This window comes from Streptomyces sp. TRD_SC_5 (assembly GCF_056836825.1).
On sequence record NZ_JBWZZS010000001.1, the window covers coordinates 4,628,148 to 4,651,499 of the forward strand.

Sequence of the window (23,352 nt, forward strand, 5' to 3'; positions counted from 1 at the left end):
AGCGCCGCCGTCCCGTCCACCATTGCCGCGACGACGACGTCCTTGCTGCTCCGCCCCGGATCTAGCCCTCCCGGATGAAGCCCTCCTTCACCAGCCAGTCCTTCGCCACCGCGTGCGGGTCCTGCCCTGCCACGTCCACCTTCGCGTTCAGCTCTCGCGCGACCTCGGTGTTCAGCCGGGCGCTCAGGGGGTTCAGCAGGCCCGCGATCGCCGGATACCTCTCGTACGTCGCCGTGTGCAGCGCGGGCGCGGCGTTGTAGTTGGGGAAGAAGTGCTTGTCGTCCGTCACGGTGTCCAGGTCCATGGCGTCGATCCGCCCGTCGGTGGTGAACACCTCGCCGAGCAGGCACGACCCCGACTCGGAGACCTGGGTGTAGATGATCCCGGCGTCCATCTTCCTGATGTTGCGGGCCGGGATGTTCATGTCGTACGCCCTCTTCATCCCCGGCAGCCCGTCCTCGCGCGACGCGAACTCGTTCTCCACGCAGACCGTCACCGCCGACGGGTCCTTGCGGGACAGCTCCGCGACGTCCGACATCGTCTTGAGCTTGTACTTCGCATTGTTCCGCTTGCTGATCGCCAGCGTGTACGTGTTGTTGAGGGTCGACGGCGGCAGCCAGGTGACCCCGTTCTTCACATCCGCGTCCCGCACCGCCTCCCACTGCTCCTGCGGGTCGACGATCGGCTCCTGGTTGCCCTGGTAGGTGATCCAGGCCGTGCCGGTGTACTCGTAGATGGCGTCCGCGTCGCCCTTGCTGATCGCCTCGCGTCCGCTGATCGATCCCGGCAGGTTCGTACGGTCGAGGACCTCCGCGCCCGCCGCCTTGAAGATCAGGCCGATCATGTGGCCCAGGACGATGTTCTCGCTGAAGTTCTTCGACGTGACCGTCAGGGAGGCGCCCTTGAGGGGCTGTCCCCGGCCGACCGAGCCCGGCACCACGTCGTCGACCATCGGCGAGCCGCTCTTCAGCCCGCAGCCCGACAGCCCGGCCGCCACCACCAGCATCGCCAGGGCGCCGCCCAGCGCCGTACGCGCGTACCGCATCAGCCGCTCACCGCCTCTCACCCCTCCTCCAGTCCGCGCGGTCTCAGCGCCAGCTCGGCCAGCGACGCCAGCCAGTCCACCAGCAGCGCCAGCGCCACCGTCAGCACCGAGCCGAGGATCAGGACCGCCGTCCGCTGGGTCTGGATGCCCGAGGTGATCAGGTCGCCGAGGCCGCCGCCTCCGACGAAGGTGGCCAGGGTCGCCGTACCGACGTTGAGGACGAGTGCGGTACGGACGCCCGCCAGGATCAGCGGTACGGCTAGCGGCAGTTCGACCTTGGTCAGCGTGCCCGCCGCCGACATGCCGATGCCGCGCGAGGCCTCCACCAGCTGCGGGTCGATCGCCCGCAGACCGGCCACCGTGTTGGAGAACACCGGCAGCACGGCGTAGATCACCATGCCGATGATCGCGGTCGAGGGGCCGATGCCCAGCCAGATGACCAGCAGCGCCAGCAGGCCGATGGCGGGCGTCGCCTGCCCGATGTTCGCGACCACCGTCACGGCCGGGGCGCCCCGGCTCAGGCCGCGCCGGGTCAGGGCGATGCCCAGCGGGATCGCGATGATCAGTACCCAGAAGGTGGAGATGGCGGTGAGCCTGACGTGCTGCCACAGCCGCAGCTGGACATTGCCGCCGGCGAGGGAGTTCTCCGCGATCGTGTCGAGGTCGGCGTTGGAGATCCACAGATACGTCACCAGCAGTACGACGGCGAGCGCGGCCGGCATCACCATCAGCTTCCGCCAGGTGAACCTCCGCTTCGGACCGCTCGTCGGCGCCGACGGCTCTTCCCCCGACCCCGCCCCAGCCCCCTCCGCCTCGTGCCCGCGCAGGTCGTCGCGGAAGCCATGGTCCTGGATCTCGTGCTCGCCCGCCGGGCGCCGGTGCGCGCCGCTCACGAGCCGCCACCGCCCTCCAGATCCACCTCGGTCTGGTGGTGGCGCAGTTCCTCCAGGTCGTGCTGGTGCTCGATGGCGGCCAGCCGGTCGGCCTCCAGCATCTCGTGCACGGAATTCATCAGCGTCTCCATGTCGACGACCCCGATGTACTCGCCGCGCCGCCCGGTCACCGGGACCCGGCCGCCGGAGTCGAGGAGTACCGCTTCCAGCGCGTCGTGCAGCGTCGCGTCCCGCGTGACGGTGTCGAGTACGAGCTGCCCGGCCCGCGCCAGGGAGCCCTTGGCCCGCATCAGGTCGCCGCGCCGCAGCCACTTGTACGGCCGGCCCTGCCGGTCGAGCATCAGCAATTCGTTGTGCAGGCCGCCGCGCAGCCGGTTGAAGACCGTCTGGAGCGGATCGTCCACGCTCACCGTCGGGAAGTCCGCCATCTCCACCTCCCGTACGCGGGTGAGGTTGAGCCGCTTCAAGGCCGCCCCGGCCCCGACGAAACCCGACACGAAGTCGTCGGTCGGATTGGTGAGGATCGCCTCCGGGGTGTCGAACTGCGCGATGTGCGAGCGCTCCCGCAGTACCGCGATCCGGTCGCCGAGCTTGATCGCCTCGTCGAAGTCGTGCGTCACGAAGACGATCGTCTTGTGCAGCTCGTGCTGAAGGCGGATCAGTTCGTCCTGGAGGTGGTCCCGGGTGATCGGGTCGACGGCCCCGAACGGCTCGTCCATCAGCAGCACCGGCGGATCGGCGGCGAGCGCCCGCGCCACCCCCACCCGCTGCTGCTGGCCGCCCGACAGCTGGCGCGGATAGCGGCCGTGGAACTCGCGCGGGTCGAGGCCCACCAGGTCGAGCATCTCCTCGACCCGGTCCTTCACCCTGCCCTTCGGCCAGCCGGTCATCTTCGGTACGAGCGCGATGTTCTCGGCCACCGTCATGTGCGGGAAGAGCCCGGAGGACTGGATCGCGTAACCGATCTTCCGGCGCAGCTTCACCGGGTCCATGTCGGTGACGTCCTCGTCGTTGATCCTGATCCGGCCGGAGGACGGCTCGATCAGCCGGTTGATCATCTTCAGGGTCGTCGACTTCCCGCAGCCCGAGGGGCCCACGAGGATCACCGTCTCACCGGCCCTGATCTCCATGGAGACGTTGTCCACCGCCGGGTTCGGGTTGCCCGGGTAGCGCTTGGAGAGGTTCTCCAGCTCGATGGTGGCGCCGGAAGTGGTCGCGTGGGGCGCTGTCTCAGACACGGATCCCCCTCGGGATGGTGAGGCGGCCGACCAGTACGTACGCCGCGTCGAAGAGCAGGGCGAGGACGACGATGCCGAGCGTCCCTGCGAGCACCTGGTTGATCGCGTTGGCGCTGCCCAGTGAGGCGATACCGCGGAAGATCTCGTTGCCCAGGCCGGGACCCGAGGCGTACGCGGCGATGGCGGCGATGCCCATCAGCATCTGCGTGGAGACCCGGATGCCGGTCAGGATCGGAGGCCAGGCGAGCGGTAGCTCCACCTTCAGCATCCGGGCGGCCCGCGACATCCCGATGCCCTTGGCCGCGTCGACGAGGGACGGGTCCACACCGCGCAGGCCCACGATCGCGTTACGGACGATCGGCAGCAGCCCGTACAGCACCAGGGCGATCACGGTCGGCGGCACGCCGAGGCCCACCATCGGGATCAGCAGACCGATCAGCGCGAGGGAGGGGATCGTGAGGACGGTCGCCGTGGACGCGATGGCCAGGTTCCCGGCCCAGTCGCTGCGGTACGTGAGCACGCCGATGGCGATACCCAGCAGGGTGGCGATCACCATGCACTGGAAGACCGCGCTGATGTGCTGGAGGGCGTCGGTGAGCAGCTGCTGGTGCCGGGTTCCCAGGTACTCCCAGAAGCTCACGCGTGCTCCTTGTACTCCCTTGTCAGCCCGGTCCGTCCGCCGCGGCCTGTTCCACCAGCGGGATGATCCGCAGGGGTACGGGGTTCTCCATGACGATCGCCGTGGAGGCCCGCACAATGCCATCAAAACCGACAACCCGGTCGATCACACGTTGAAGATCGGCGTTCGAGCGGGCGACCAGGCGGCAGAGCATGTCCCCGTGGCCGGTGGTGGTGTGCAGCTCCAGGACCTCGGGGACCGTCGCCAGATGCGCCCGCACGTCGGCCCCCTGGCCCTGTTTGATCTCCAGCGTCGCGAACGCCGTCACCGGATAGCCGAGCGCGGCCGGATCGACGTCCGGGCCGAATCCGCGGATGACTCCATTGGACTGAAGCCGGTCCATCCGCGCCTGCACGGTCCCGCGCGCCACGCCGAGCCGGCGCGAGGCCTCCAGCACCCCGATGCGCGGCTCGCGCGCGAGCAGCACGATGAGCCGCCCGTCGAGTTCGTCGATACCGTCTGTGGACATGGGCTTCGCCTGCTTCCCGGGACGCTGCGCCGACCCTGGTCATCCTGTACAGATCGCACCGCCATTCTCGCGAGTTGGTAGGCATATTGCCCAGAGTTTCAGCGAACTATTGCGCAGCTTGCGATACGGAGAGAGTCTGCCGACATGACTGAGACCACGCACCACACCACTCCCAGCACCGCGCGCGAGGCCGATCCCTTCCCGGTCAAGGGAATGGACGCGGTCGTCTTCGCCGTCGGCAACGCCAAGCAGGCCGCGCACTACTACTCGACCGCCTTCGGCATGAAGCTCGTCGCCTACTCCGGACCGGAGAACGGCAGCCGCGAGACCGCGAGTTACGTCCTGACCAACGGCGCCGCGCGCTTCGTCCTCACCTCCGTCATCAAGCCCGCCACCGACCGGGGCCGCTTCCTCGCCGAGCACGTCGCCGAGCACGGCGACGGCGTCGTCGACCTGGCCATCGAGGTCCCGGACGCCCGCGCCGCGTACGCCTACGCCGTCGAGCACGGGGCGCGCGGCATCGAGGAGCCGCACGAGGTCAAGGACGACCACGGGGTCGTCGTCCTGGCCGCGATCGCGACGTACGGCAAGACCCGGCACACCCTCGTCGAGCGCTCCGGCTACGACGGCCCGTACCTCCCGGGCTTCGTCGCCGTCGACCCGATGGTCGAGCCGCCGGCCAAGCGCACCTTCCAGGCCATCGACCACTGCGTCGGCAATGTCGAGCTCGGCAAGATGAACGAGTGGGTGGCCTTCTACAACAAGGTCATGGGCTTCACCAACATGAAGGAGTTCGTGGGCGACGACATCGCGACGGAGTACTCGGCGCTGATGTCGAAGGTGGTGGCGGACGGGACTCTGAAGGTGAAGTTCCCGATCAACGAGCCCGCGATCGCGAAGAAGAAGTCGCAGATCGACGAGTACCTGGAGTTCTACGGCGGCGCCGGCGTCCAGCACATCGCGCTCGCCACGAACGACATCGTCGCGACCGTGCGCAGCATGCGGGCGGCGGGCGTTTCCTTCCTGGACACCCCCGACTCGTACTACGACACGCTCGGCGACTGGGCCGGCGAGACGCGCGTACCCGTCGAGACGCTGCGCGAGCTGAAGATCCTGGTCGACCGCGACGAGGACGGCTACCTGCTGCAGATCTTCACCAAGCCGGTCCAGGACCGTCCGACCGTCTTCTTCGAGATGATCGAGCGCCACGGCTCCATGGGCTTCGGCAAGGGCAACTTCAAGGCGCTCTTCGAGGCGATCGAGCGCGAGCAGGAGAAGCGCGGCAACCTCTGAGGCTGCGCCGCGCGGGCGTTCTGAGGCTGCGCCGCGCGTGCGTTGCGGGCTGCGCCGCGTGTGCTCCGTGTGCTGCGTGCGCGGCCCTGCGCGCCCCTGACCGGGGGTGCGCAGGGCCGCTATCGTGAGTCATGGCCATGACTAGTGTGAGCGCGAGCACCGGTGACGAGCGCATCGACTTAGCCGTGCCGTCGAAGAGATGGCACTGGAAGAAGCCCCTCAGACACACCACCGTCCTCCAGTCCTTCGCCTTCGACGACTCCCGGCAGCGGGTGTACGTCGTCCAGGTCATGCAGGGCGGAATCAAGCTGGCTGGGGAGTCGCGGGCGTACAGCGGCACGGAGCGGCGGCAGCGCGGTGACATGTGTCTGAACCAACTGGACTTCAGCGGTACGCGGCTGGGGCACATGTACCTGCTCGGGCACGGGCACGGCGTCGGCATGGGCGTCGAGCGGGACAAGGCCGGGGCGACCTGGATCTGGACCGAGTCGGACGGGCGGGTCGCGGACTCCGGGGCGTTCGGGCGCGGCATCACGCGGTTCCGGTTCGTGGACCGGCAGATACGCCGCAGCTCGGCGCAGACCACGCGCTACCCGGTCCCCGGCTCCACCGCGAACCAGCCGTCCGTCGACATGAGCCGCAAACGCGTCGCCGTCCGCCACCGCATCGGCGGCAAGGTCCGCTACCGCGTCTTCTCGCTCTCCCACGCCGTCGCCGGCGACTTCTCGAAGCCCCTGCACGACTTCGCCCAGGCGGCCGCGCACCCCGACCCGGACATCGACTTCCAGGGCTTCGCGCTGTACGGCAACTACCTGTACCAGCTGGCCGGCGAGCCCTACGGGGCCGCCAACCCGCCCTCCGGGCACGGCAACGCGTACGTCTCCTGCATCGACATCCGCACCGGCGGCCTCGTCCAGCGGAGCCGCACCGAGGCCGGCTACTCCCTCGACCACCGCGAACCGGAAGGCCTCGCCGTACGCCGCACCAGCAAGCCGCGGCTGTGCATGGGGTTCGCCTCGGGGGAGGCGGGGGCGCGCAGGTACTCGATCTATTACAAGCAGCACGGATAAGCTGCTGATCATGGCCAGGATGAACGACGTGGGCGGCATGCAGGGTTTCGGGCCCGTCGACACCACCGACGACACGCAGCCCTTCCACGCCGACTGGGAGGCGCGGGTCTTCGCCCTGAACGGCGCGCTCATCGCCCAGAAGGTCTACAACCTCGACGAGTTCCGCGACGCCGTCGAGACGATGCCGCCCGCGGAGTACCTCGCGGCGTCGTACTACGAGCGCTGGTTCTTCGCGATCCGGACTCTGCTGGAACGCAAGGGTGTTGTCGCGGCGGGCGAGCTCGATGACTGACGACCGCTACGCCCCCGGCGCGCGCGTCCGTACCGTCCACCACGACCCGCCGCACCACACCCGGCTGCCGCGGTACGCCCGTGGCAAGCCCGGCACGGTCATCGAGCCGGAGGGACGCGCGCCGCTCGCCGACGCGCGGGCGCAGGGGCGTGACGACTTGCCTCTGGAGCAGGTGTACGCCGTGCGGTTCGCGGCGCGGGACCTGTGGGGCGAGGGCGAGCATGATGTGGTCCTGGACCTGTTCGAAAGCTACCTGGAGGACGACCAGCCGTGACCGGTTCCACCCACTCCGACGCCCTGATCTCCCGCCAGGTCCGGCGCCTGGAGACGCTGCTGGAAGACCGTGGCATCGTCACCGGCGCCGCGGTCGACGAAGCCATCGACGCGTTTCTTACGGGCGCCTCGGCGGCCGGGGGTGCCCGCGTGGTGGCCCGGGCGTGGACCGACGCGGGGTTCCGGGAGCGGCTGCTGGCCGACGGGACCACGGCGATCACGGAGCTGGGGCTGTCGGCCGGGGGAGTGCAGCCGCAGCGGCTGCGCGTCGTGGAGAACACGGCGGACACGCACAACGTCGTGGTGTGCACGCTCTGTTCGTGCTACCCGATCCGGCTGCTGGGGCCGTCGCCCAGCTGGTACAAGAGCGAGGCGTACCGGTCACGGGTGGTGCGGGAGCCGCGGGCCGTACTGGCTGAATTCGGCCTGGTCCTGCCGGAGGAGGTCGCCGTCACGGTGTGGGACTCCACGTCGGAGACGCGCTACATGGTCCTGCCGCGACGGCCCGCGGGCACGGAGGGCCTGGACGAACCGTCCCTGGCAGCCCTGATCACCCGCAATGCCCTGATCGGCACGGCGGCGTTGTAGTCCTGGCCGGCGTGGGGAAAGGAAGCTCGGCGGGGGGCACCGCTCGGCCACCCCTGGGCGGGGGGTGCCGTCTGCGCTGGTTGCGGGGGCTCCGGGGTCGGTGCCGCGTCGGGGCGTCTCCTCGGGTGCCGAACGTTCGGGTACTGGGTCTTCATTGGGCTCGTTGCGTTCGACACCCTGCGGGGAGCGCCCCGACACGTCCCCTCCCGGCACCGCGGAGTGCGAAACCGGGCGGTGGTCAGCGGCGGGGGCGGCCTGCAGGGGGCTCGCCCAGGGCGTTCAGGGTCTCCCGCGCCCTCGGGGCCAGGAGCGGGGAGAAGGACGGGTTGACGCGCAAGGCCTCCTCCAGGTGACGCCTGGCCGCGCCGTACTTGCGCAGACGCTGCTCGATCGCACCCAAGTGGTAGAAGAACTGCGCGTTGCGCAAGCCCTGATCCGTGGCCTTACGCGCGTACTTGAGGGCCTGCTTCGCGTCGCCGGTGCGATACAGCGCCCAGGCCAGCGCGTCCGCGACGTACGCGTTCGGATGCCGCCGCCACTCCGCCCGCAACCGCCGCACGGCGGTGGCCGCGTCCCCGTGGTCCGCGTCGAGTTGGCCGAGGAGGAGTTCATTGCCGACGCCGCCGTTCTTCCGGCTGACCGTTACGCCCTCGCGTACGAAGGCGTACTGCTCCTTCGCCTCCGCCTCGCGGCCAAGGGACTGGAGCAGCTCGCCGTACTCGAGATGCAGCTCCGGGAGGGCGACGTCCGCCAGCGCCGCGCGGTAGTCGACCTCCGCGTCGTCCGGGCGGCCCAGCGCCGCCATGACACGGGCGCGGCCCGCCCGCGCCCTGCCGTAACCGGGGTCCGTCCGCAGGGCCGCCTCGTAGTGACTCAGGGCCTCCTCCGGCTCGCCCCGCTCCCACGCCAGCTCACCCATGAGGTGCAGCCCGGTCACCCTCTCCGCCGGGGAGCCCGCGAGCACCGTCGCGTCGGCCAGCGTCGCCGCCGCGTCCTCACGCCAGCCCCGGTCGCGGTACACCTGCGCCGCCAGCCGCCTCGCGGCCGGGCCCGGGCGCAGCGCCTCCAGCTTCTCCACCGCCTCGGCGGCCGCCTTCTGGTCGCCCAGCCGCGTGTACGCGCCGATCAGGACCGGGTACGCCGTCCACCGCCTCGGCGACTGCTTGCGGACCGCCTCGCCCCACTTCTTCGCCGCGCGGTGGTCACCGCGCGCGTGGGCGAGCGCCGCGAGACCGACCGCCGCGTCCGGATTCGCCTTCGGCCGTACGGAGAGGGAGTGGCGCAGTGCCATCTCCGCGCGGGGGAAGTCGGAGGGGTCGGCCGTCCAGCGGCCCCGCTCCAGGTAGGCCGAGCCGAGCACCGACCAGGAGTGGTCGTCCTCGGGGTGCGCGCGCAGCCACGACTCGCGGTCGCCGATGAGCGCGGTCAGGTCGGCGGGGGAGGCCGGTGCGCCGGCCCCCACGGCCTCGACGGCCGCCATCGCGCGTCCGACGGGACCCGGCGCCGGCGGCGGTCCCCCGTTCAGCCCCTCAATGGTGAGCACTCCCGCGACGACCAGCACCGCCACGCCCGCGAGCACGGTGCGGGGCCCCCTCCGCTTCACCTGCTGTTCCGTCTCCATGCCGCTCACTGTGCGCCAGTACTACGAGCACACCCGGAGCCGCGAAGTGGATCGCAGACGGGTTCACACCGATGGCCCCCGAGTGCCACGCTGGGACCATGGGCGATCTTCTCGAACAGCTGCGCACGGGCCTCCCGGCCGAGGTATTGATCACCGACCCGGACGTCATGGCTTCGTACGCCCATGACATGGCCGGGTTCTGCGAGGCCGGAGCCCCGGCCGTCGTGGTGCTGCCGCGCACCGTCGAGCAGGTCCAGCACGTGATGCGCACCGCGACCGCGCTGGGTGTCCCCGTCGTGCCGCAGGGCGCGCGTACGGGACTGTCCGGTGCCGCCAACGCGACCGACGGTTGTGTAGTGCTGTCGATGGTGAAGATGGACCGGATCCTGGAGATCAGTGCGGTTGACCGGATCGCTGTTGTCGAGCCCGGGGTGATCAACGCGGTGCTGTCGCGCGCCGTGGCTGAGAAGGGGCTCTACTACCCGCCCGATCCTTCGAGTTGGGAGATGTGCACCATCGGCGGCAACATCGGCACGGCCGCGGGCGGGCTGTGCTGTGTGAAGTACGGCGTGACGGCGGAGTACGTGCTGGGTCTGGACGTCGTCCTTGCTGACGGACGGCTCCTCACCACGGGGCGGCGCACGGCCAAGGGCGTCGCGGGCTACGACCTCACGCGCCTTTTCGTCGGCTCCGAAGGCACCCTCGGCATCGTTGTCAGGGCGGTGCTCGCGCTCAAGCCGGCCCCGCCTCGGCAGCTCGTCCTCGCCGCCGAGTTCCCGTCCGCGACCGCAGCCTGCGACGCCGTCTGCGAGATCATGGCGCGCGGCCACGCGCCTTCGCTGCTGGAGCTCATGGACCGTACGACCCTGCGAGCCGTCAACAAGATGGCCAACATGGGCCTGCCCGAGACCACGGAGGCGCTGCTGCTCGCCGCCTTCGACACCGCCGATCCGGCCGCCGATCTCGCGGCGGTCGGTGAGCTGTGCACCGCGGCCGGCGCGGTGTCGGTCGTCCCTGCCGACGACGTCGCCGAGTCCGAACTGCTGTTGCAGGCGCGGCGGATGTCCCTGACCGCGCTGGAGGCGGTCAAGTCCGCGACGATGATCGACGATGTGTGTGTGCCGCGTTCCAAGCTCGGCGCGATGCTTGAGGGGACCGCGGCCATCGCGGAGAAGTACGACCTCGTGGTCGGCGTCTGCGCGCACGCCGGTGACGGCAATACGCATCCGGTGGTGTGCTTCGACCATCTGGACGAGGACGAGTCGCGGCGCGCCCGCGAGTCCTTCGACGAGATCATGGCGCTCGGCCTGGAACTCGGCGGCACGATCACCGGCGAGCACGGAGTCGGCGTGCTGAAGAAGGAGTGGCTGGCACGCGAACTGGGGGAAGTGGGCGTGGAGTTGCAGCGCGCCGTCAAAGCGGCCTTCGACCCGCTGGGGCTGCTCAATCCGGGCAAGGTCCTCTGAGACTCGAGGAGTACGGCCAAGGTCCGATGGTCCGGGTGCGGTGCTGCGCATAGCGTGAGGGGGCAGCAGGACAAGCAGCCTCAACGAGGAGGAACCGTGCCCGCGCGCCTCGACCACACCATCGTCCACAGCCGCGACCGCTTCGCCGCCGCCCGCTTCCTCACGGAGCTGATGGGCGCCCCGGAGCCGAAGCCCTTCGGCCCCTTCGCGAGCGTGCCGCTGGAGAACGGCGTCACGCTCGACTACCTCGACTCCGCGAGCGCGCGGATCGTCTCGCAGCACCTGGCGTTCCTGGTGCCGGACGAGGAGTTCGATCAGATTCTCGCGCGGGTGGAGGAGCGTGAACTCCCCTACTGGGCCGACCCGTACCATGAGCGGACGCAGCAGATCAATCATCATCACCAGGGACGCGGGTTCTACATCGACGACCCCGACGGGCACTCGATCGAGTTTCTTACGCATACGTATGTGACCGAGTGACGCGCCGCTCAGCCCTCGCCGTCCTTGGACTCGTCCGACGGCCACGGGTCCCGTAGATACAGGTCGTCGGCCGGGGTCGGCGTCAGCAGCTCGGCCAGCGCCTCGTCGATGCCGAGCCGCCCGGCCTCCGTCCCCGGCGGGACCGCCCGCAGCGTTCGCTCCAGCCAGGCGGACACGGCCGGGGAGGGTGCTTCGAGCAGTGCGTCCCCGTCGGGCGACGTCAGGGCCACACAGATCATGCTGCGGGAGTCGATCTTCGTCGGCCAGATCCGTACGTCGCCGTGACCGCACGGCCGGAACACCCCCTCGACGAGCAGCTCGCGGGCGAACGTCCAGTTGACCGGGGAGTCGGAGCCGACGTGGAAAGTGATGTGCACGGCGTACGGATCGTCCGTGCGGTAGGTCAGCCGGGCCGGGACGGGGATGCTGCGCTCGGGCGACAGCACCAGGACGAGTTCGAGTTCGCGTTCCACCACGGTGTGCATGAGGGTCCCTTTCTCTCCGGGTACGGGCCCTTCGAGCGGGCCTCACAAGGAGAGAGGGGCTTGTCTTCCGTTCATTACGCGACTTCGCCCGACAACTTCAAAGTCTCGCGGGAGGACGTGGGGAGGCTCCGGAGAGGGTACGGGAAGGCCCTGTGGATTGCCCGGAAAGAAGTGCTTCCATTGGGACCGGCCCGGCGCGTCGCGGCGGTCTGATAGATGTGGACCTCGATAACGAGGCCATCGACTAGATACGGGACACGGTGATGAGCGCCCCCACCCCGGCCAGCGGCGACAGCAGCCCCACTCCTGGCTACTATCCCGACCCGTCCATCCCCGGTTACGTCCGGTTCTGGAACGGGGCCTCATGGGTGCCCGGAACCAGTCGCCCCGCCCCGTCGGACGGCGACGGAATGCCGGCCGCGCCCGCCGGTGCGTCGGCCCCGGCCCCGGCGGCCCCGACCCCGTCCGTGGAGGAGACCGGTCCGGTCTTCTTCGACGAGGAACCCGAGGGCGCGCACCTTCACGGCAACACCCCGGAACCCGCGTCGGCCTGGCAGGCCGACACCTCCCGCCAGACCGGCTTCGGCGGCGAACGCGACCGCCGCGTCTCCTGGGGCTCCGCCGCATCCGACTCCGGCACGTCCGGTACCGGCGGCGATTCCGCTGCCGACGACCCCCGGCGTGCTGCGGCGGCGCCGGGTGACACTTCGGCGGAACAGCGGCGCGGGGGCGGCGGAGTCGACCTCCGGCGTACGGGCGGCTCCTCGCCGGAAGCCCCCTCGGAGGCAGCGCCGCGCGGCGGTACGCCCGGAGCCCCGGGCGAGCGCGACCCGCGCGGCACCGCGGCCGACCCCAGCGGGGGCGCGCTTCCCGGCGTCCGTGCGCCGGGCCGTACGCCGCCTCCCGACAACGGCACGGTCACCATGCGCGCCCTGCGCCGCGGCGACCCGGAGCCCCCGCGCACGGCCCAGGCCGACGGCACGATGGCCATCAGGACCATGACGCCGGGCGCCCGCCGTCCCCAAGTCCCGGGCCAGGCCCAGACTCCTGGGCAGCCCCGGACTCCCGGTCAGGCCCAGGCTGCCGGCCAGGTCCAGGTTCCTGGGCAGGCGCAGTCCCCCGGGCAGGCCCAGGCTCCTGGACAAGGTCAGCCCGCCGCGCAGGCGCAGTCCCCCCGCCAGGGCCACACGCCCGGGCAGGCGCATGCCCCCGGACAGGCGCAGGCACCCGGCCAGGGCCACGCCTCGGGGCAGGGACCCATCCCCGGCCAGGGGCCGTCCTCCGGTCAGGCGCAGCCCGCCGGCCAGTTCCAGGCCCTCGGCCAGGGCCAGGCCGCCCAGGGCGGGGGTGCGGCGGCAGCCGCCGCTCCCGTTTCCGCCGGGGCCGGCGGTGGGGCCGCCTCCTGGGCGCAGCAGGTGCACCAGCTGGCGCAGCCGGACCAGGAGGAGGCGGGCTCCCCGCCCGTCGTGCCCTGGAAGCCGCCGGTCAGCGATCCGTTCCTGCAGGCCGCCCAGGCCCAGGCCGCGGCCAGGCCCGCCGGCCTCGCCAAGCGGCTGGCCGCGCGGCTGATCGACACGGCCGTCCTCGGCGCCGTGGTCGGCGCCGTCGCCGTACCGCTCGTATCCGCCGCGCTCGCGCACATCGACGACAAGATCCAGGCGGCGAAGCTCTCCGGCGAGACCGTGACCGTATGGCTCCTCGACGGAACGACCGCCGGATACCTCGGGATCGTGCTCGGCGCGTACCTCCTCGCCGGAGTGGTGTACGAGGTGGTACCGACCGCCAAGTGGGGCCGTACGCTCGGCAAGAAGCTGTGCCGGATGCACGTACGGGACATCGAGGCGCACGAGCCCCCGACGTTCGGCGTCGCGCTGCGCCGCTGGCTCGTCTACGGCGTGCTCGGCGTCCTCGCGATCGGGATCGTCAACGCCGCATGGTGCCTGTTCGACCGCCCGTGGCGGCAGTGCTGGCACGACAAGGCTGCCCGTACGTTCGTGGCGGGGGACTGAGGGGCCCGCCCCGGATCCCCCGAACGGCACCCGACCGGATGCGGGCGGCGGGCGGGCGCGGTGGACTGCCGTTATGAGCACCGACCAGCCGCCGCCCGGCCAGCCGTCCGATGACGATCCGTTTCGCAAGAAGCCGCCGCCGGACCAGCCGCCGTCGCCGCCGCCACCCTCGGCGGGCGGCGGACCGTTCGACACCGGTGGGGCGGGCGACACCAGTGGCGCGGGTGGGACAGGCGGGACAGGCGACACCGGAGGCGCGGGCGGGCCCGCCGGCCCTGGTGGCCCCGGGGGCCCGACCGGGCCCGGTGGCGGATCGCCGTACGGCGATCCCTACGGCGGCACCCCGTACGGCGCCCCGCCCCCGCCCTACAGCGGCGGCGCCGCCGACCCGCTCGCCGGAATGCCGCCGCTCGCCCCCACCGGCAAGCGCGTCGTGGCCCGCATCGCCGACGCACTGATCGTCGGTGTCCCGCTGGGTCTGATCGGCTGGCTGCTGGGCATGTTCGACAGCTACAACGCCGACGACTGGGACGAAGTCTCGACCATGTCCGACGCCAAGTCGCTGATCTGGCAGCTCGTCACGATGGCCGCGTACATCGCCTACGACACCTATATGACGGCCAAGAACGGCCAGACCGTGGGCAAGCGGTGGATGAACCTGCGCGTCGCGATGCTCAACAACGGCATGATCCCGGAGACCAGTGCCTCGCTGATGCGCGCCGTGGTCCTGTGGGTGCCGGCTCTGATCTGCTGCTTCTGCCTGTGGTGGCTCATCAACCTGGTCATGATCCTGGTCGACAAGCCCTACAGACAGGGCCTGCACGACAAGGCGGCCAAGACGGTGGTGGTCTCAACCTCGTAGCGACTGCCCGCCGACCGCCGAGTGGGTCCGGGAGGACCGCGCGGAGACGGGGCGCGGACCGGGCACTCGCGCCTCCAGGTCCTCGGAGACTGTCCCGGAGACGGCCGCATCGTTCGTACCGCGAACCGTGCGCGCCGTCTTCGGCATGGGCACGGTCAGCGAGACCAGCAGGCCAAGTGCGAGCGCGGCGAGGGCGATGATCGCGACGCCGATGCCCGATGCGGTCCGGGACAGCAGCAGCATGGCGAGGGTCGAGAAGACGACGGTGGCTGAACCGTATGCGAACTGTGCGGCAGTCGGACGCGGCATGGCGAATTCCGTCCTCGGAGCAGCGGCAGGGGGTCTGTCTCAACCGGGTCGCACTGCAGGCGACTCTACGACGGTGAGTGCCCGCACGGAACCGGTAGTAAGCGTGACCTAACCCACGGTGCCGGTGCATCGGGGGCGCACGGAGTCATTCCGAATTCCATCAGGTGAGATCGACGCGCCCTGCGACCGAACCGTAACTGATCAAAAAGCGTCCGCTATCCGGAACTGAACGTCTACATAGTGTACTTGAGCTGTCTGAGTCAAGATCTGTCTTTTTTTCGGCAACTCCGGTCCAATGTCGTCACTTGAGACGCGCGCCGCGCCCGGAACCCCTCACCCTCTTCCGTGCTGACGCGGCCCGCGGGGGAGGACATCATCAAGTGACCACCAACAGAGGGCGGATCAGAGCCGCCGCCGTAGTCGTGGCCATGGCCGCGACCGCCGCGACGGCATCCGCATTCGCCACCGCCCAGGCCGACGAGAGGCCCGCGGGCGCGGCGGACAAGGCCAGTATCGAGCGCCGCGACCCGGCGCCCGCCAAGGGGCATGTAGAGCACGATCTCGAAGGGCCGTTCAGCAAGCAGCAGGAGCTGGAGCGCAAGGCGGCGCTGGAGCAGGTCATGGCCGGCGACGCCACCGTGCAGAAGCGGGGCGCCTCCAAGGTCGTGAAGCTCGACGACAAGAAGTACGTCGAACTGGGCCGGGAGAAGACCGACAAGATCTTCACGATCCTGGTGGAGTTCGGCGACAAGGTCGACGACACCACCATGTTCGACCCGGACGGCGACGGTCCCGAGCCGCCGGTGAAGAAGTACGGCGGCGAGCCCGGCCCCGCGCACAACCGGATAGCCGAGCCGGACCGTTCCGAGGACAACTCGACGGCCTGGCAGAAGGACTACGACCGGAAGCACTTCCAGGAGCTGTACTTCGGCGAGGGCAAGGGCAAGGACTCCCTCAAGACGTACTACGAGAAGACCTCGTCCGGCCGCTACTCGGTCGACGGCGAGGTCTCCGACTGGGTCAAGGTCGACTACAACGAGGCCCGATACGGCTCCAACTACTGCGGCGACTCCAACTGCGCCAACGTGTGGGACACCGTCCGCGACGGCGTGACCGCCTGGGCCGCAGACCAGAAGGCCAAGGGCAAGACGGACGCCGAGATCAAGGCGCAGCTCGCCGGTTACGACCAGTGGGACCGCTACGACTTCGACTCCGACGGCAACTTCAACGAGTCCGACGGCTACATCGACCACTTCCAGATCGTCCACGCCGGCGAGGACGAGTCGGCGGGCGGCGGCGCCCAGGGCGAGAACGCCCTGTGGGCGCACCGCTGGTACGCGTACGGCACGGACGCCGGCAGGACCGGCCCGGCGAACAACCCGGCCGGCGGCGCCGAGATCGGCAAGACCGGCATCTGGGTCGGCGACTACACCATGCAGCCGGAGAACGGCGGCCTCGGCGTCTTCGCCCACGAGTACGGCCACGACCTGGGCCTGCCCGACCTCTACGACACCTCGGGCAAGGGCGAGAACGGCGTCGGCTTCTGGTCACTGATGTCGGCCGGCTCCTGGCTCGGCAAGGGCAAGACCGAAATCGGTGACCTGCCCGGCGACATGACCGCCTGGGACAAGTTCCAGCTGGGCTGGCTCGACTACGACAAGGCCAAGGCCGCGACGAAGTCGAAGCACAAGCTGGGCGTCTCGGCGTACAACACCAAGAACCCGCAGGCGCTCGTCGTCGAGCTGCCGAAGAAGGCCGAGACCACGACTGTCGTGAAGCCCGCCGAGGGCTCCAAGCAGTGGTGGAGCGACATGGGTGACGACCTCAAGAACACCCTCACCCGCTCCGTCGACCTGAGCGGCAAGGCCAAGGCCGAGCTGGCGCTCCAGGGCTGGTGGGACATCGAGGCGAACTACGACTATCTGTACGCCGAGGTCTCGACCGACGCCGGCAAGACGTGGAACGCCATCGACGGCACCGCCGACGGCAAGGCGCTGCCGCGCGACGCCGCCGACAAGCCGGGTCTGACGGGCGTGGGTGGCGCGTACAAGAAGCTCGCCTACCCGCTGGACGCGTACGCCGGCAAGAAGATCGACCTGCGCTTCCGCTACCAGACGGACGGCGGCGCGGGCGGCAAGGGCTTCGCGGCCGACGCGATCACGGTGACGGCCGACGGCGCCCCGCTCTTCACGGACAACGCCGAGGGCGACGACAACGGCTGGACCGCCAAGGGCTTCTCGCGCATCGGTGAGTCCTTCACCAAGGAGTACGAGCAGTACTACCTGGCCGAGAACCGCCAGTACGTGTCGTACGACAAGACGCTCAAGGTCGGCCCGTACAACTTCGGGTTCGCCCCGGCCCGTCCCAGCTGGGTCGAGCACTACCCGTACCAGAACGGCCTGATGATCTGGCTGTGGGACACCTCGCAGAAGGACAACAACACCAGCGCCCACCCGGGCAGGGGCCTGATCCTTCCGGTCGACGCGCACGCCAAGCCGCTGAAGTGGGCGGACGGCAAGCTGCTGCGGAACAAGATCCAGTCGTTCGACTCCACCTTCAGTCGCTACCGCACGGACGGCTTCACGCTGCACAACGCGAACGTGCCGCTGAAGCTGGCGTCGCAGAAGGGCGTCTCGGTCTTCGACGACCGCAAGGGGACGTACTGGTACAAGGAGAACCCGACCGGAGGTGTGGATGTTCCTGACACCAACACCAAGATCTCGATCGTCAGCGAGCCCAAGAGCGGCTCGACGATCACCGTGAAGGTCGGTCCCTCGACCAAGTAATTCGTAACACCGCAGGTCAGAGCATGATCGGCCGTCGCCCTCTAGCGGGCGGCGGCCGTTCGCGTTTAGATGCCTCTTGACCAGCTCTTGTTGACACGACGTCTTATGGGGGATTGATCGGCATGTCCGGTGGAGGTTTCGTACGGCTGCCCGGCGGCAACGTGGTGGTGGCTCTCACCCTGCCCAGCCCGTCGGCCGACGGCCGCAAGGTCCGCGTCCTGGTCCATTCCGTGAACCGGGCCCGCGCCCTGACGCGGCTGCGCAACCTCGGACTGCGGGCGGTCTACCTGCGGGGCAACGCGCACCCGCCGACGCTGGACGAGATCACGGCGGTCCTGCACCACCCGGACGGCCTGCTGTGGCGCACGGCGCCGGAGGAGACGGTGGAGCTCTGGCACCCCATACGGGCCCTGCTGAGACCCGTACGCTCGGCGTGAGAGCCCGTGGGGCCCCCGGCTAGCCCGGCTAGACCACCGGCTTCCCCGACAGCTCCACGCCCGCCTCGCGCAGCTCCTCCAGCGCCCGCTCCGTCGTCGTCTCCGAGACGCCCGCCGTCAGGTCGAGCAGTACGTGCGTGGTGAAGCCCTCGCGGACCGCGTCCAGGGCCGTCGCCCGCACGCAGTGGTCGGTGGCGATGCCGACCACGTCGACCTCCGTGACACCGCGCGCCCGCAGCCACTCGGCCAGCCCGACACCGTTCTCGTCGGCGCCCTCGAAGCCGCTGTACGCCGCCGAATGGGCGCCCTTGTCGAAGACCGCGGCGATGGCGCCCGAGGCGACCGCCGGCGCGAAGTTCGGGTGGAAGCCGACGCCCTCCGTACCGGCGACGCAGTGCACCGGCCAGGAGTGGACGTAGTCCGGGTTGGCGGAGAAGTGGTCGCCGGGGTCGACGTGGTGGTCGCGGGTGGCGACGACATGGCGGTACCCGGCCGGGGCATCACCGATCAGCTCGGTGACGGCGGCGGCGACATCGGCGCCGCCCGCCACCGCGAGGCTGCCGCCCTCGCAGAAGTCGTTCTGAACGTCCACGACGATCAAGGCGCGGTGCATGGCGGGTGCCCTTCGGTGGGGGTACGGCGGTGGGGGGTGCGTGTCCGGTTGCCCGGGCGATGGTTCGAGAGTAGAGATTCCAACGGCCTTGCGGCAGGGGGCCTTTGGCTGCTAGGGGGCCGACGACGCCCTTCGCGCCCGTCCTCACGCTTCCCGCTTCCCACTCACCCCGCGTTCATGCGTACTCGGTGGGGATCACCGGCTCGCCCCTCGACAGCTGCACCGCCGACATCGGCAGGGCCCCGCGCGCCGCGATGTGCCGCTCCCGTACGTCGTCCAGGGGCTCGCGCGCCACGACCTCGCCGCCCTTGATCAGCTCGACCTGCAACTGCCGGCCGGCCAGCTCGGGCGGGACCGGCCCGGTGCCGACGACCTCCGCCTCCGCGACGCCGTACGCGTCCGGCCGGCGCGCCGCCCACTTGCGGCCGCCGATCGAGGTCTTCCCGCCCATCGACTTCTTCGCCACCGGCTGGAGCGGAGCCTTCGGGTCCGCCGAGTCGGCCCTGGCCACCAGCTTGTAGACCATCGAGCAGGTGGGGTGCCCGCTGCCCGTGACCAGCTGCGTGCCGACGCCGTACGCGTCCACCGGAGCCGCCGCCAGCGAGGCGATGGCGTACTCGTCGAGGTCGCTGGTCACCACGATCCTGGTACGGGTGGCCCCCAGCTCGTCCAGCTGCTGACGCACCCGGTGCGCGACCAGCAGCAGATCGCCCGAGTCGATACGGACCGCCCCGAGCTCCGTCCCGGCCACCTCGACGGCGGTACGGACCGCCTCGGCGACGTCGTACGTGTCGACCAGCAGCGTCGTACCGCTGCCGAGCGAGGCCACCTGCGCCTGAAAGGCGTCGCGCTCGCTGTCGTGCAGCAGGGTGAAGGCGTGCGCGCTGGTGCCGACGGTGGGGATGCCGTACCGGAAGCCGGCCGCGAGATCCGAGGTGGAGGTGAAGCCGCCGACGTACGCGGCGCGGGCCGAAGCGACGGCCGACAGTTCGTGCGTACGCCGGGCGCCCATCTCGATCAGTGGCCGGTCGCCGGCCGCGGCGGCCATCCGGGACGCGGCGGCCGCGATGGCCGAGTCGTGGTTGAGGATCGAGAGGATCACGGTCTCAAGGAGCACGCACTCGGCGAAGCTGCCCTCGACGCGCAGGATGGGGGAGCCCGGGAAGTAGACCTCGCCCTCGGGGTAGCCCCATATGTCGCCCGTGAAGCGGTACGAGGCCAGCCACTCCAGCGTCGGTTCGTCCACGATCGCGTACTCACGCAGAAAGCCCAGTACGCCCGGGTCGAAACGGAAGTTTTCCACGGCGTCCAGGACGCGCCCGGTGCCCGCGACGACGCCGTAACGGCGGCCCTCGGGCAGTCTGCGGGTGAAGACCTCGAAGACGGAGCGCCGGTCGGCGGTGCCGGCCCTGAGGGCGGCCTGCAGCATCGTGAACTCGTACTGGTCGGTGAAGAGCGCTGTCGACGGCACATCCACCGGCAGCCCAAGGTCCGCAGTGTTCATGGCAAGGATGCTACCTCCTAATCTCGTCAGAGTGACGATTTCTATGTGGCCGTTTGTGCGACGGCACGTCACGGGTGGCACCATGGGACAAGTGAGTACGGCTCCCGTAGAGATCGAACGCCCGGAGTCGGCCGAGGAAACCTCCGCCGTCCCCGAACCCGACGTCCCCTGGGTGACGCTGGTCCACAACGACCCTGTCAACCTCATGAGCTATGTCGCCTATGTATTCCAGGCGTACTTCGGCTACTCCAAGGACAAGGCGCACAAGCTGATGCTCGACGTCCACCACAAGGGCCGTGCGGTCGTCTCCAGCGGCAGCCGCGAAGAGATGGAGCGTGACGTGCAGGCGATGCACGGCTACGGACTCTGGGCGACGCTCACGCAGGACCGCGGCTGATGGCCGGGCTCTTCGAGGAGATCCCCGGCGGCGGCGTGGCCGTCGCGCTCGACGAGGTCGAGATCTCGATCCTGCGCAGCCTGGCCGTACAGCTGCTCGAACTGGTCGGACCCGGTGAACAGCCGACGGCGGGCGAGGACCCGCTGGCCGCGCTGTTCGCGGAGGGCCCCAGCGAGGCGCCGTCCGACCCCGCGCTCGCGCGGCTCTTCCCCGACGCGTACGGCGATCCGCAGGCCGATCCCGACGACGCGCGGGAGCGGGAGGTGCGCGCCAACTCGGCCGAGTTCAGGCGCTTCACCGAGAACGACCTGCGCGAGCGCAAGCGCGAGGACGCGGTCGCGGTCGTACGCAGCCTCGATTCGCTGGCCACCGCCGGCGAGAGCGGCGCCGTACTGAAGCTCGCGGACGACGAGTGCAAGCGCTGGCTCGGCACGCTCAACGATCTGCGGCTGACCATCGGGACGCGCCTTGAGGTCACCGATGAGGATGAGACCGGGGAGCTCTACCGGCTGCCGGACTCCGACCCGCGCAAGCCGATGGTGATGGCGTACCTGTGGCTCGGCGCGCTCCAGGAAAGCCTCGTCGAAACGCTTATGCCCTGACCTGTCCGGACATACCGATCACCGTGTTCGCTCAACGGACACTCAAATCCGGATAACGATCGCATTAACGCCTGGGGTTCCTTTGCCGCCTCAGGCGTTATTTGTCCCATTTTTCCCGTGGTGCGCGCCACATTGAGCGCAGTGGATCATCGTTGCGGGCGTGATAGATCTTCACGACCGCCCGGGTACGCCACCCCTGTCCCCGGGGGCGCTGACGCCGGCTGACCGCCGGCTTGCACTCCATCCACATCCGGGGGCCCGCCCCTCAAAGGATCGTCACAGTCGATCCGAGCCGTTCGAGGCCGGATCGGCATGGAGAAAGGCGCGACACACCATGACCTCAGTGCAGGTCGACAAGCAGCACGACGGCAGTGAGGCCGAAGGCACGACATCCGGCGAGGGTTACCAGCGCGGACTCGGCTCCCGTCAGATCCAGATGATCGCGATCGGCGGCGCCATCGGCACCGGCCTCTTCCTCGGCGCCGGCAAGGGCATCTCCATCGCGGGACCCAGCCTGATCCTGGCCTACGCGATGGCCGGCCTGGTCATCTTCTTCATCATGCGGGCGCTCGGCGAGCTCCTCATGTACCGCCCGGTCTCCGGCTCCTTCTCGGAGTACGCCCGCGAGTTCGTCGGCCCCTTCGCGGGCTTCGTGACCGGCTGGACGTACTGGCTCTTCTGGGTCGTCACCGGCATCACCGAGGTCACCGCGGCCTCGGAGTACATGCAGTACTGGACCAAGGGCACGGACGGCTGGACCGACCAGCCGCAGTGGGTCTTCGCCCTGATCTTCACGGTCCTCCTCTTCTGCGTGAACCTGATCTCCGTCAAGCTCTTCGGCGAGCTGGAATTCTGGTTCTCGATGATCAAGGTGACCGCGATCGTCGGCATGATCCTGATCTGCGCCGGCATCCTCACCATCGGCTTCTCCGACGCCGGCGACACCGCCTCGATGACCATGCTCTGGGACCAGGGCGGCTTCTTCCCCAACGGCATCGGGCAGACCCTGATGACCCTCCAGCTGGTCATGTTCGCCTTCCTCGCCGTCGAGCTGGTCGGCGTCACCGCGGGCGAGGCCAAGGACCCGGAGACCGTCCTGCCCAAGGCCATCAACACCGTCCCGTGGCGCATCGCCGTCTTTTACATCGGCGCGCTGATCATGATCCTGTCGGTCGTCCCGTGGACCCACTTCCAGCCGGGGATCTCGCCGTTCGTGGCCGCCTTCGAGAAGATGGGCCTCGGCATCGGCGCGGCCATCGTCAACTTCGTGGTCCTCACCGCCGCCCTGTCCTCCTGCAACTCGGGCATGTACTCCACCGGCCGCATGCTGCGCGACCTCGCGCTCAACGGCCAGGGCCCGAAGGCATTCACCAAGCTGACCAAGAACGGCCTGCCCCTCGTGGGCACGTCCTTCTCCGCCGCCCTGATGCTGGTCGGCGTGTGGATCAACTACCAGTGGCCGGGCAAGGCGTTCGACTACGTCGTCTCCTTCGCGACCATCTCCGGCATGTGGGCCTGGATCATGATCCTCATCAGCCAGATCCGCTACCGCGCCAAGTCCGACCGCGGCGAGCTGCCGAAGTCCTCCTTCCGGGCCCCGGGAGCGCCGTACACCAGCTGGTTCGCCCTCCTCTTCATCGGCATGGTCATTGTGATCATGGGCATCGGCGAGGACACGCGGATCCCGCTGTACTGCGCGCCGCTGTGGGCGCTGCTGCTCGGTGTGTCGTGGCTGGTGCTGAAGAAGCGCAACGAGCCGGGCGCCACGGGCGGCCCGAAGGGGAAGGCCGGCTCGGACGCCGACGGGCAGCCGCACCACACGGGCATGGAGACCGCCGCCGACGTCGATCTCGACTGACTCCCGGCTCCACCCCGCTGAACCGGCGCAGCCGATCCCAGCATGTGGTCCCGTTCGTACCATCCCTCGGTACGGACGGGACC

At 69.8% G+C, this 23,352-nt stretch carries 24 protein-coding genes; 14 read left to right on the forward strand and 10 right to left on the reverse strand.

Features of this window, described 5'->3' with window-relative positions:
* Window positions 1–61: 61 nt before the first annotated feature.
* Genes AC1P0E_RS21345 through AC1P0E_RS21365 form a run of 5 tightly spaced genes read right to left on the reverse strand, consistent with a single transcriptional unit; the run spans window position 62 to window position 4,324 of the window.
* Window positions 62–1,006 (reverse strand): glycine betaine ABC transporter substrate-binding protein, encoded by a 945-nt coding sequence (locus AC1P0E_RS21345; RefSeq protein ID WP_482745852.1) that lies wholly within the window; start codon window positions 1,004–1,006, stop codon window positions 62–64.
* A 56-nt stretch (window positions 1,007–1,062) separates the two neighbouring features.
* Window positions 1,063–1,938 carry an ABC transporter permease gene (locus AC1P0E_RS21350; RefSeq protein WP_482743732.1) on the reverse strand — a complete coding sequence of 292 codons (876 nt, stop codon included), beginning with the start codon at window positions 1,936–1,938 and terminating at the stop codon, window positions 1,063–1,065.
* On the reverse strand, window positions 1,935–3,176 hold the full coding sequence (locus AC1P0E_RS21355) for a betaine/proline/choline family ABC transporter ATP-binding protein (RefSeq protein WP_482743733.1): 1,242 nt from the start codon (window positions 3,174–3,176) through the stop codon (window positions 1,935–1,937). The genes AC1P0E_RS21350 and AC1P0E_RS21355 overlap by 4 nt, the downstream gene beginning before the upstream one ends.
* A complete protein-coding gene (locus tag AC1P0E_RS21360) occupies window positions 3,169–3,816 on the reverse strand; it encodes an ABC transporter permease (RefSeq protein WP_482743734.1) in 648 nt (215 codons plus the stop codon). Before AC1P0E_RS21360 ends, AC1P0E_RS21355 begins: the two co-directional genes overlap by 8 nt.
* 22 nt (window positions 3,817–3,838) lie before the next feature.
* The gene (locus tag AC1P0E_RS21365; RefSeq protein WP_482743735.1) at window positions 3,839–4,324 is read right to left on the reverse strand and encodes an Lrp/AsnC family transcriptional regulator; all 486 of its coding nucleotides are present in this window, start codon (window positions 4,322–4,324) and stop codon (window positions 3,839–3,841) included.
* A 144-nt stretch (window positions 4,325–4,468) separates the two neighbouring features.
* Between AC1P0E_RS21365 and hppD the strand changes: the two genes are divergently transcribed.
* The 5 genes from hppD (at window position 4,469) to nthA (ending at window position 7,840) form a co-directional block, all read left to right on the forward strand.
* Window positions 4,469–5,617: a 4-hydroxyphenylpyruvate dioxygenase gene (gene hppD / locus AC1P0E_RS21370; protein WP_482743736.1), complete on the forward strand. Its 1,149-nt coding sequence runs from the start codon at window positions 4,469–4,471 to the stop codon at window positions 5,615–5,617.
* A gap of 137 nt (window positions 5,618–5,754) precedes the next feature.
* A complete protein-coding gene (locus tag AC1P0E_RS21375) occupies window positions 5,755–6,687 on the forward strand; it encodes a phage baseplate protein (RefSeq protein ID WP_482743737.1) in 933 nt (310 codons plus the stop codon).
* A 10-nt stretch (window positions 6,688–6,697) separates the two neighbouring features.
* Window positions 6,698–6,979 (forward strand): SH3-like domain-containing protein, encoded by a 282-nt coding sequence (locus AC1P0E_RS21380; RefSeq protein WP_028813154.1) that lies wholly within the window; start codon window positions 6,698–6,700, stop codon window positions 6,977–6,979.
* Window positions 6,972–7,253, forward strand: coding sequence for an SH3-like domain-containing protein (locus tag AC1P0E_RS21385; RefSeq protein WP_482743738.1), 282 nt, complete (start codon window positions 6,972–6,974; stop codon window positions 7,251–7,253). Before AC1P0E_RS21380 ends, AC1P0E_RS21385 begins: the two co-directional genes overlap by 8 nt.
* Window positions 7,250–7,840 carry a nitrile hydratase subunit alpha gene (nthA, locus tag AC1P0E_RS21390; RefSeq protein WP_482743739.1) on the forward strand — a complete coding sequence of 197 codons (591 nt, stop codon included), beginning with the start codon at window positions 7,250–7,252 and terminating at the stop codon, window positions 7,838–7,840. Before AC1P0E_RS21385 ends, nthA begins: the two co-directional genes overlap by 4 nt.
* Before the next feature lie 238 nt (window positions 7,841–8,078).
* Here nthA and AC1P0E_RS21395 read toward each other — a convergent pair whose 3' ends face one another.
* Entirely contained in the window at window positions 8,079–9,461 is a 1,383-nt protein-coding gene (locus AC1P0E_RS21395) for a tetratricopeptide repeat protein (protein WP_482743740.1), read from the reverse strand.
* 98 nt (window positions 9,462–9,559) lie between these two features.
* Here AC1P0E_RS21395 and AC1P0E_RS21400 point away from each other — a divergent pair, with 98 nt between their 5' ends.
* Window positions 9,560–10,927: an FAD-binding oxidoreductase gene (locus tag AC1P0E_RS21400; RefSeq protein WP_482743741.1), complete on the forward strand. Its 1,368-nt coding sequence runs from the start codon at window positions 9,560–9,562 to the stop codon at window positions 10,925–10,927.
* A 96-nt stretch (window positions 10,928–11,023) separates the two neighbouring features.
* Entirely contained in the window at window positions 11,024–11,407 is a 384-nt protein-coding gene (locus tag AC1P0E_RS21405; protein WP_482743742.1) for a VOC family protein, read from the forward strand.
* A gap of 8 nt (window positions 11,408–11,415) precedes the next feature.
* On the opposite strand, the gene AC1P0E_RS21410 is transcribed toward AC1P0E_RS21405, so the two are convergent.
* A complete protein-coding gene (locus AC1P0E_RS21410) occupies window positions 11,416–11,892 on the reverse strand; it encodes an SsgA family sporulation/cell division regulator (RefSeq protein WP_482743743.1) in 477 nt (158 codons plus the stop codon).
* 263 nt (window positions 11,893–12,155) lie between these two features.
* On the opposite strand from AC1P0E_RS21410, the gene AC1P0E_RS21415 reads away from it, so the two are divergent.
* The gene (locus tag AC1P0E_RS21415) at window positions 12,156–13,901 is read left to right on the forward strand and encodes an RDD family protein (RefSeq protein WP_482743744.1); all 1,746 of its coding nucleotides are present in this window, start codon (window positions 12,156–12,158) and stop codon (window positions 13,899–13,901) included.
* A 73-nt stretch (window positions 13,902–13,974) separates the two neighbouring features.
* On the forward strand, window positions 13,975–14,763 hold the full coding sequence (locus tag AC1P0E_RS21420; protein ID WP_482743745.1) for an RDD family protein: 789 nt from the start codon (window positions 13,975–13,977) through the stop codon (window positions 14,761–14,763).
* Here the strand turns inward: AC1P0E_RS21420 and AC1P0E_RS21425 are convergent.
* The gene (locus tag AC1P0E_RS21425) at window positions 14,752–15,072 is read right to left on the reverse strand and encodes a hypothetical protein (protein ID WP_482743746.1); all 321 of its coding nucleotides are present in this window, start codon (window positions 15,070–15,072) and stop codon (window positions 14,752–14,754) included. The genes AC1P0E_RS21420 and AC1P0E_RS21425 overlap by 12 nt on opposite strands.
* A gap of 428 nt (window positions 15,073–15,500) precedes the next feature.
* Between AC1P0E_RS21425 and AC1P0E_RS21430 the strand changes: the two genes are divergently transcribed.
* Window positions 15,501–17,858 (forward strand): immune inhibitor A domain-containing protein, encoded by a 2,358-nt coding sequence (locus tag AC1P0E_RS21430; protein WP_482745853.1) that lies wholly within the window; start codon window positions 15,501–15,503, stop codon window positions 17,856–17,858.
* A gap of 122 nt (window positions 17,859–17,980) precedes the next feature.
* Complete coding sequence (locus tag AC1P0E_RS21435) at window positions 17,981–18,295, forward strand: hypothetical protein (RefSeq protein ID WP_482743747.1); 315 nt, start codon at window positions 17,981–17,983, stop codon at window positions 18,293–18,295.
* Window positions 18,296–18,323: 28 nt separating this feature from the next.
* On the opposite strand, the gene AC1P0E_RS21440 is transcribed toward AC1P0E_RS21435, so the two are convergent.
* Together AC1P0E_RS21440 and AC1P0E_RS21445 are read right to left on the reverse strand one after the other, a co-directional pair.
* Window positions 18,324–18,908, reverse strand: a complete 585-nt coding sequence (locus tag AC1P0E_RS21440) for an isochorismatase family protein (RefSeq protein WP_482743748.1) — start codon at window positions 18,906–18,908, stop codon at window positions 18,324–18,326.
* Window positions 18,909–19,083: 175 nt separating this feature from the next.
* Window positions 19,084–20,412: a nicotinate phosphoribosyltransferase gene (locus AC1P0E_RS21445; protein WP_482743749.1), complete on the reverse strand. Its 1,329-nt coding sequence runs from the start codon at window positions 20,410–20,412 to the stop codon at window positions 19,084–19,086.
* Between the two features lie 82 nt (window positions 20,413–20,494).
* Between AC1P0E_RS21445 and clpS the strand changes: the two genes are divergently transcribed.
* From clpS to AC1P0E_RS21460, 3 genes are all read left to right on the forward strand, one after another.
* On the forward strand, window positions 20,495–20,809 hold the full coding sequence (gene clpS / locus AC1P0E_RS21450) for an ATP-dependent Clp protease adapter ClpS (RefSeq protein WP_482743750.1): 315 nt from the start codon (window positions 20,495–20,497) through the stop codon (window positions 20,807–20,809).
* Entirely contained in the window at window positions 20,809–21,411 is a 603-nt protein-coding gene (locus AC1P0E_RS21455) for a DUF2017 domain-containing protein (protein WP_482743751.1), read from the forward strand. Before clpS ends, AC1P0E_RS21455 begins: the two co-directional genes overlap by 1 nt.
* A gap of 334 nt (window positions 21,412–21,745) precedes the next feature.
* Window positions 21,746–23,269, forward strand: coding sequence for an amino acid permease (locus tag AC1P0E_RS21460; protein ID WP_482743752.1), 1,524 nt, complete (start codon window positions 21,746–21,748; stop codon window positions 23,267–23,269).
* The last annotated feature ends 83 nt before the right edge of the window (window positions 23,270–23,352 follow it).

Bases quoted from the DNA above. Each gene is read 5' to 3' on its own strand.
- AC1P0E_RS21435 (WP_482743747.1), top strand. From the start codon at position 17,981: ATGTCCGGTGGAGGTTTCGTACGGCTGCCCGGCGGCAACGTGGTGGTG.
- AC1P0E_RS21460 (WP_482743752.1), top strand. From the start codon at position 21,746: ATGACCTCAGTGCAGGTCGACAAGCAGCACGACGGCAGTGAGGCCGAA.
- AC1P0E_RS21425 (WP_482743746.1), bottom strand. From the start codon at position 15,072: ATGCCGCGTCCGACTGCCGCACAGTTCGCATACGGTTCAGCCACCGTC.
- AC1P0E_RS21395 (WP_482743740.1), bottom strand. From the start codon at position 9,461: ATGGAGACGGAACAGCAGGTGAAGCGGAGGGGGCCCCGCACCGTGCTC.
- AC1P0E_RS21440 (WP_482743748.1), bottom strand. From the start codon at position 18,908: ATGCACCGCGCCTTGATCGTCGTGGACGTTCAGAACGACTTCTGCGAG.
- AC1P0E_RS21400 (WP_482743741.1), top strand. From the start codon at position 9,560: ATGGGCGATCTTCTCGAACAGCTGCGCACGGGCCTCCCGGCCGAGGTA.
- hppD (WP_482743736.1), top strand. From the start codon at position 4,469: ATGACTGAGACCACGCACCACACCACTCCCAGCACCGCGCGCGAGGCC.
- clpS (WP_482743750.1), top strand. From the start codon at position 20,495: ATGGGACAAGTGAGTACGGCTCCCGTAGAGATCGAACGCCCGGAGTCG.
- AC1P0E_RS21430 (WP_482745853.1), top strand. From the start codon at position 15,501: ATGGCCGCGACCGCCGCGACGGCATCCGCATTCGCCACCGCCCAGGCC.
- AC1P0E_RS21445 (WP_482743749.1), bottom strand. From the start codon at position 20,412: ATGAACACTGCGGACCTTGGGCTGCCGGTGGATGTGCCGTCGACAGCG.
- AC1P0E_RS21410 (WP_482743743.1), bottom strand. From the start codon at position 11,892: ATGCACACCGTGGTGGAACGCGAACTCGAACTCGTCCTGGTGCTGTCG.
- AC1P0E_RS21455 (WP_482743751.1), top strand. From the start codon at position 20,809: ATGGCCGGGCTCTTCGAGGAGATCCCCGGCGGCGGCGTGGCCGTCGCG.
- AC1P0E_RS21385 (WP_482743738.1), top strand. From the start codon at position 6,972: ATGACTGACGACCGCTACGCCCCCGGCGCGCGCGTCCGTACCGTCCAC.
- AC1P0E_RS21415 (WP_482743744.1), top strand. From the start codon at position 12,156: ATGAGCGCCCCCACCCCGGCCAGCGGCGACAGCAGCCCCACTCCTGGC.
- AC1P0E_RS21380 (WP_028813154.1), top strand. From the start codon at position 6,698: ATGGCCAGGATGAACGACGTGGGCGGCATGCAGGGTTTCGGGCCCGTC.
- AC1P0E_RS21365 (WP_482743735.1), bottom strand. From the start codon at position 4,324: ATGTCCACAGACGGTATCGACGAACTCGACGGGCGGCTCATCGTGCTG.
- AC1P0E_RS21420 (WP_482743745.1), top strand. From the start codon at position 13,975: ATGAGCACCGACCAGCCGCCGCCCGGCCAGCCGTCCGATGACGATCCG.
- AC1P0E_RS21345 (WP_482745852.1), bottom strand. From the start codon at position 1,006: ATGCTGGTGGTGGCGGCCGGGCTGTCGGGCTGCGGGCTGAAGAGCGGC.
- AC1P0E_RS21375 (WP_482743737.1), top strand. From the start codon at position 5,755: ATGACTAGTGTGAGCGCGAGCACCGGTGACGAGCGCATCGACTTAGCC.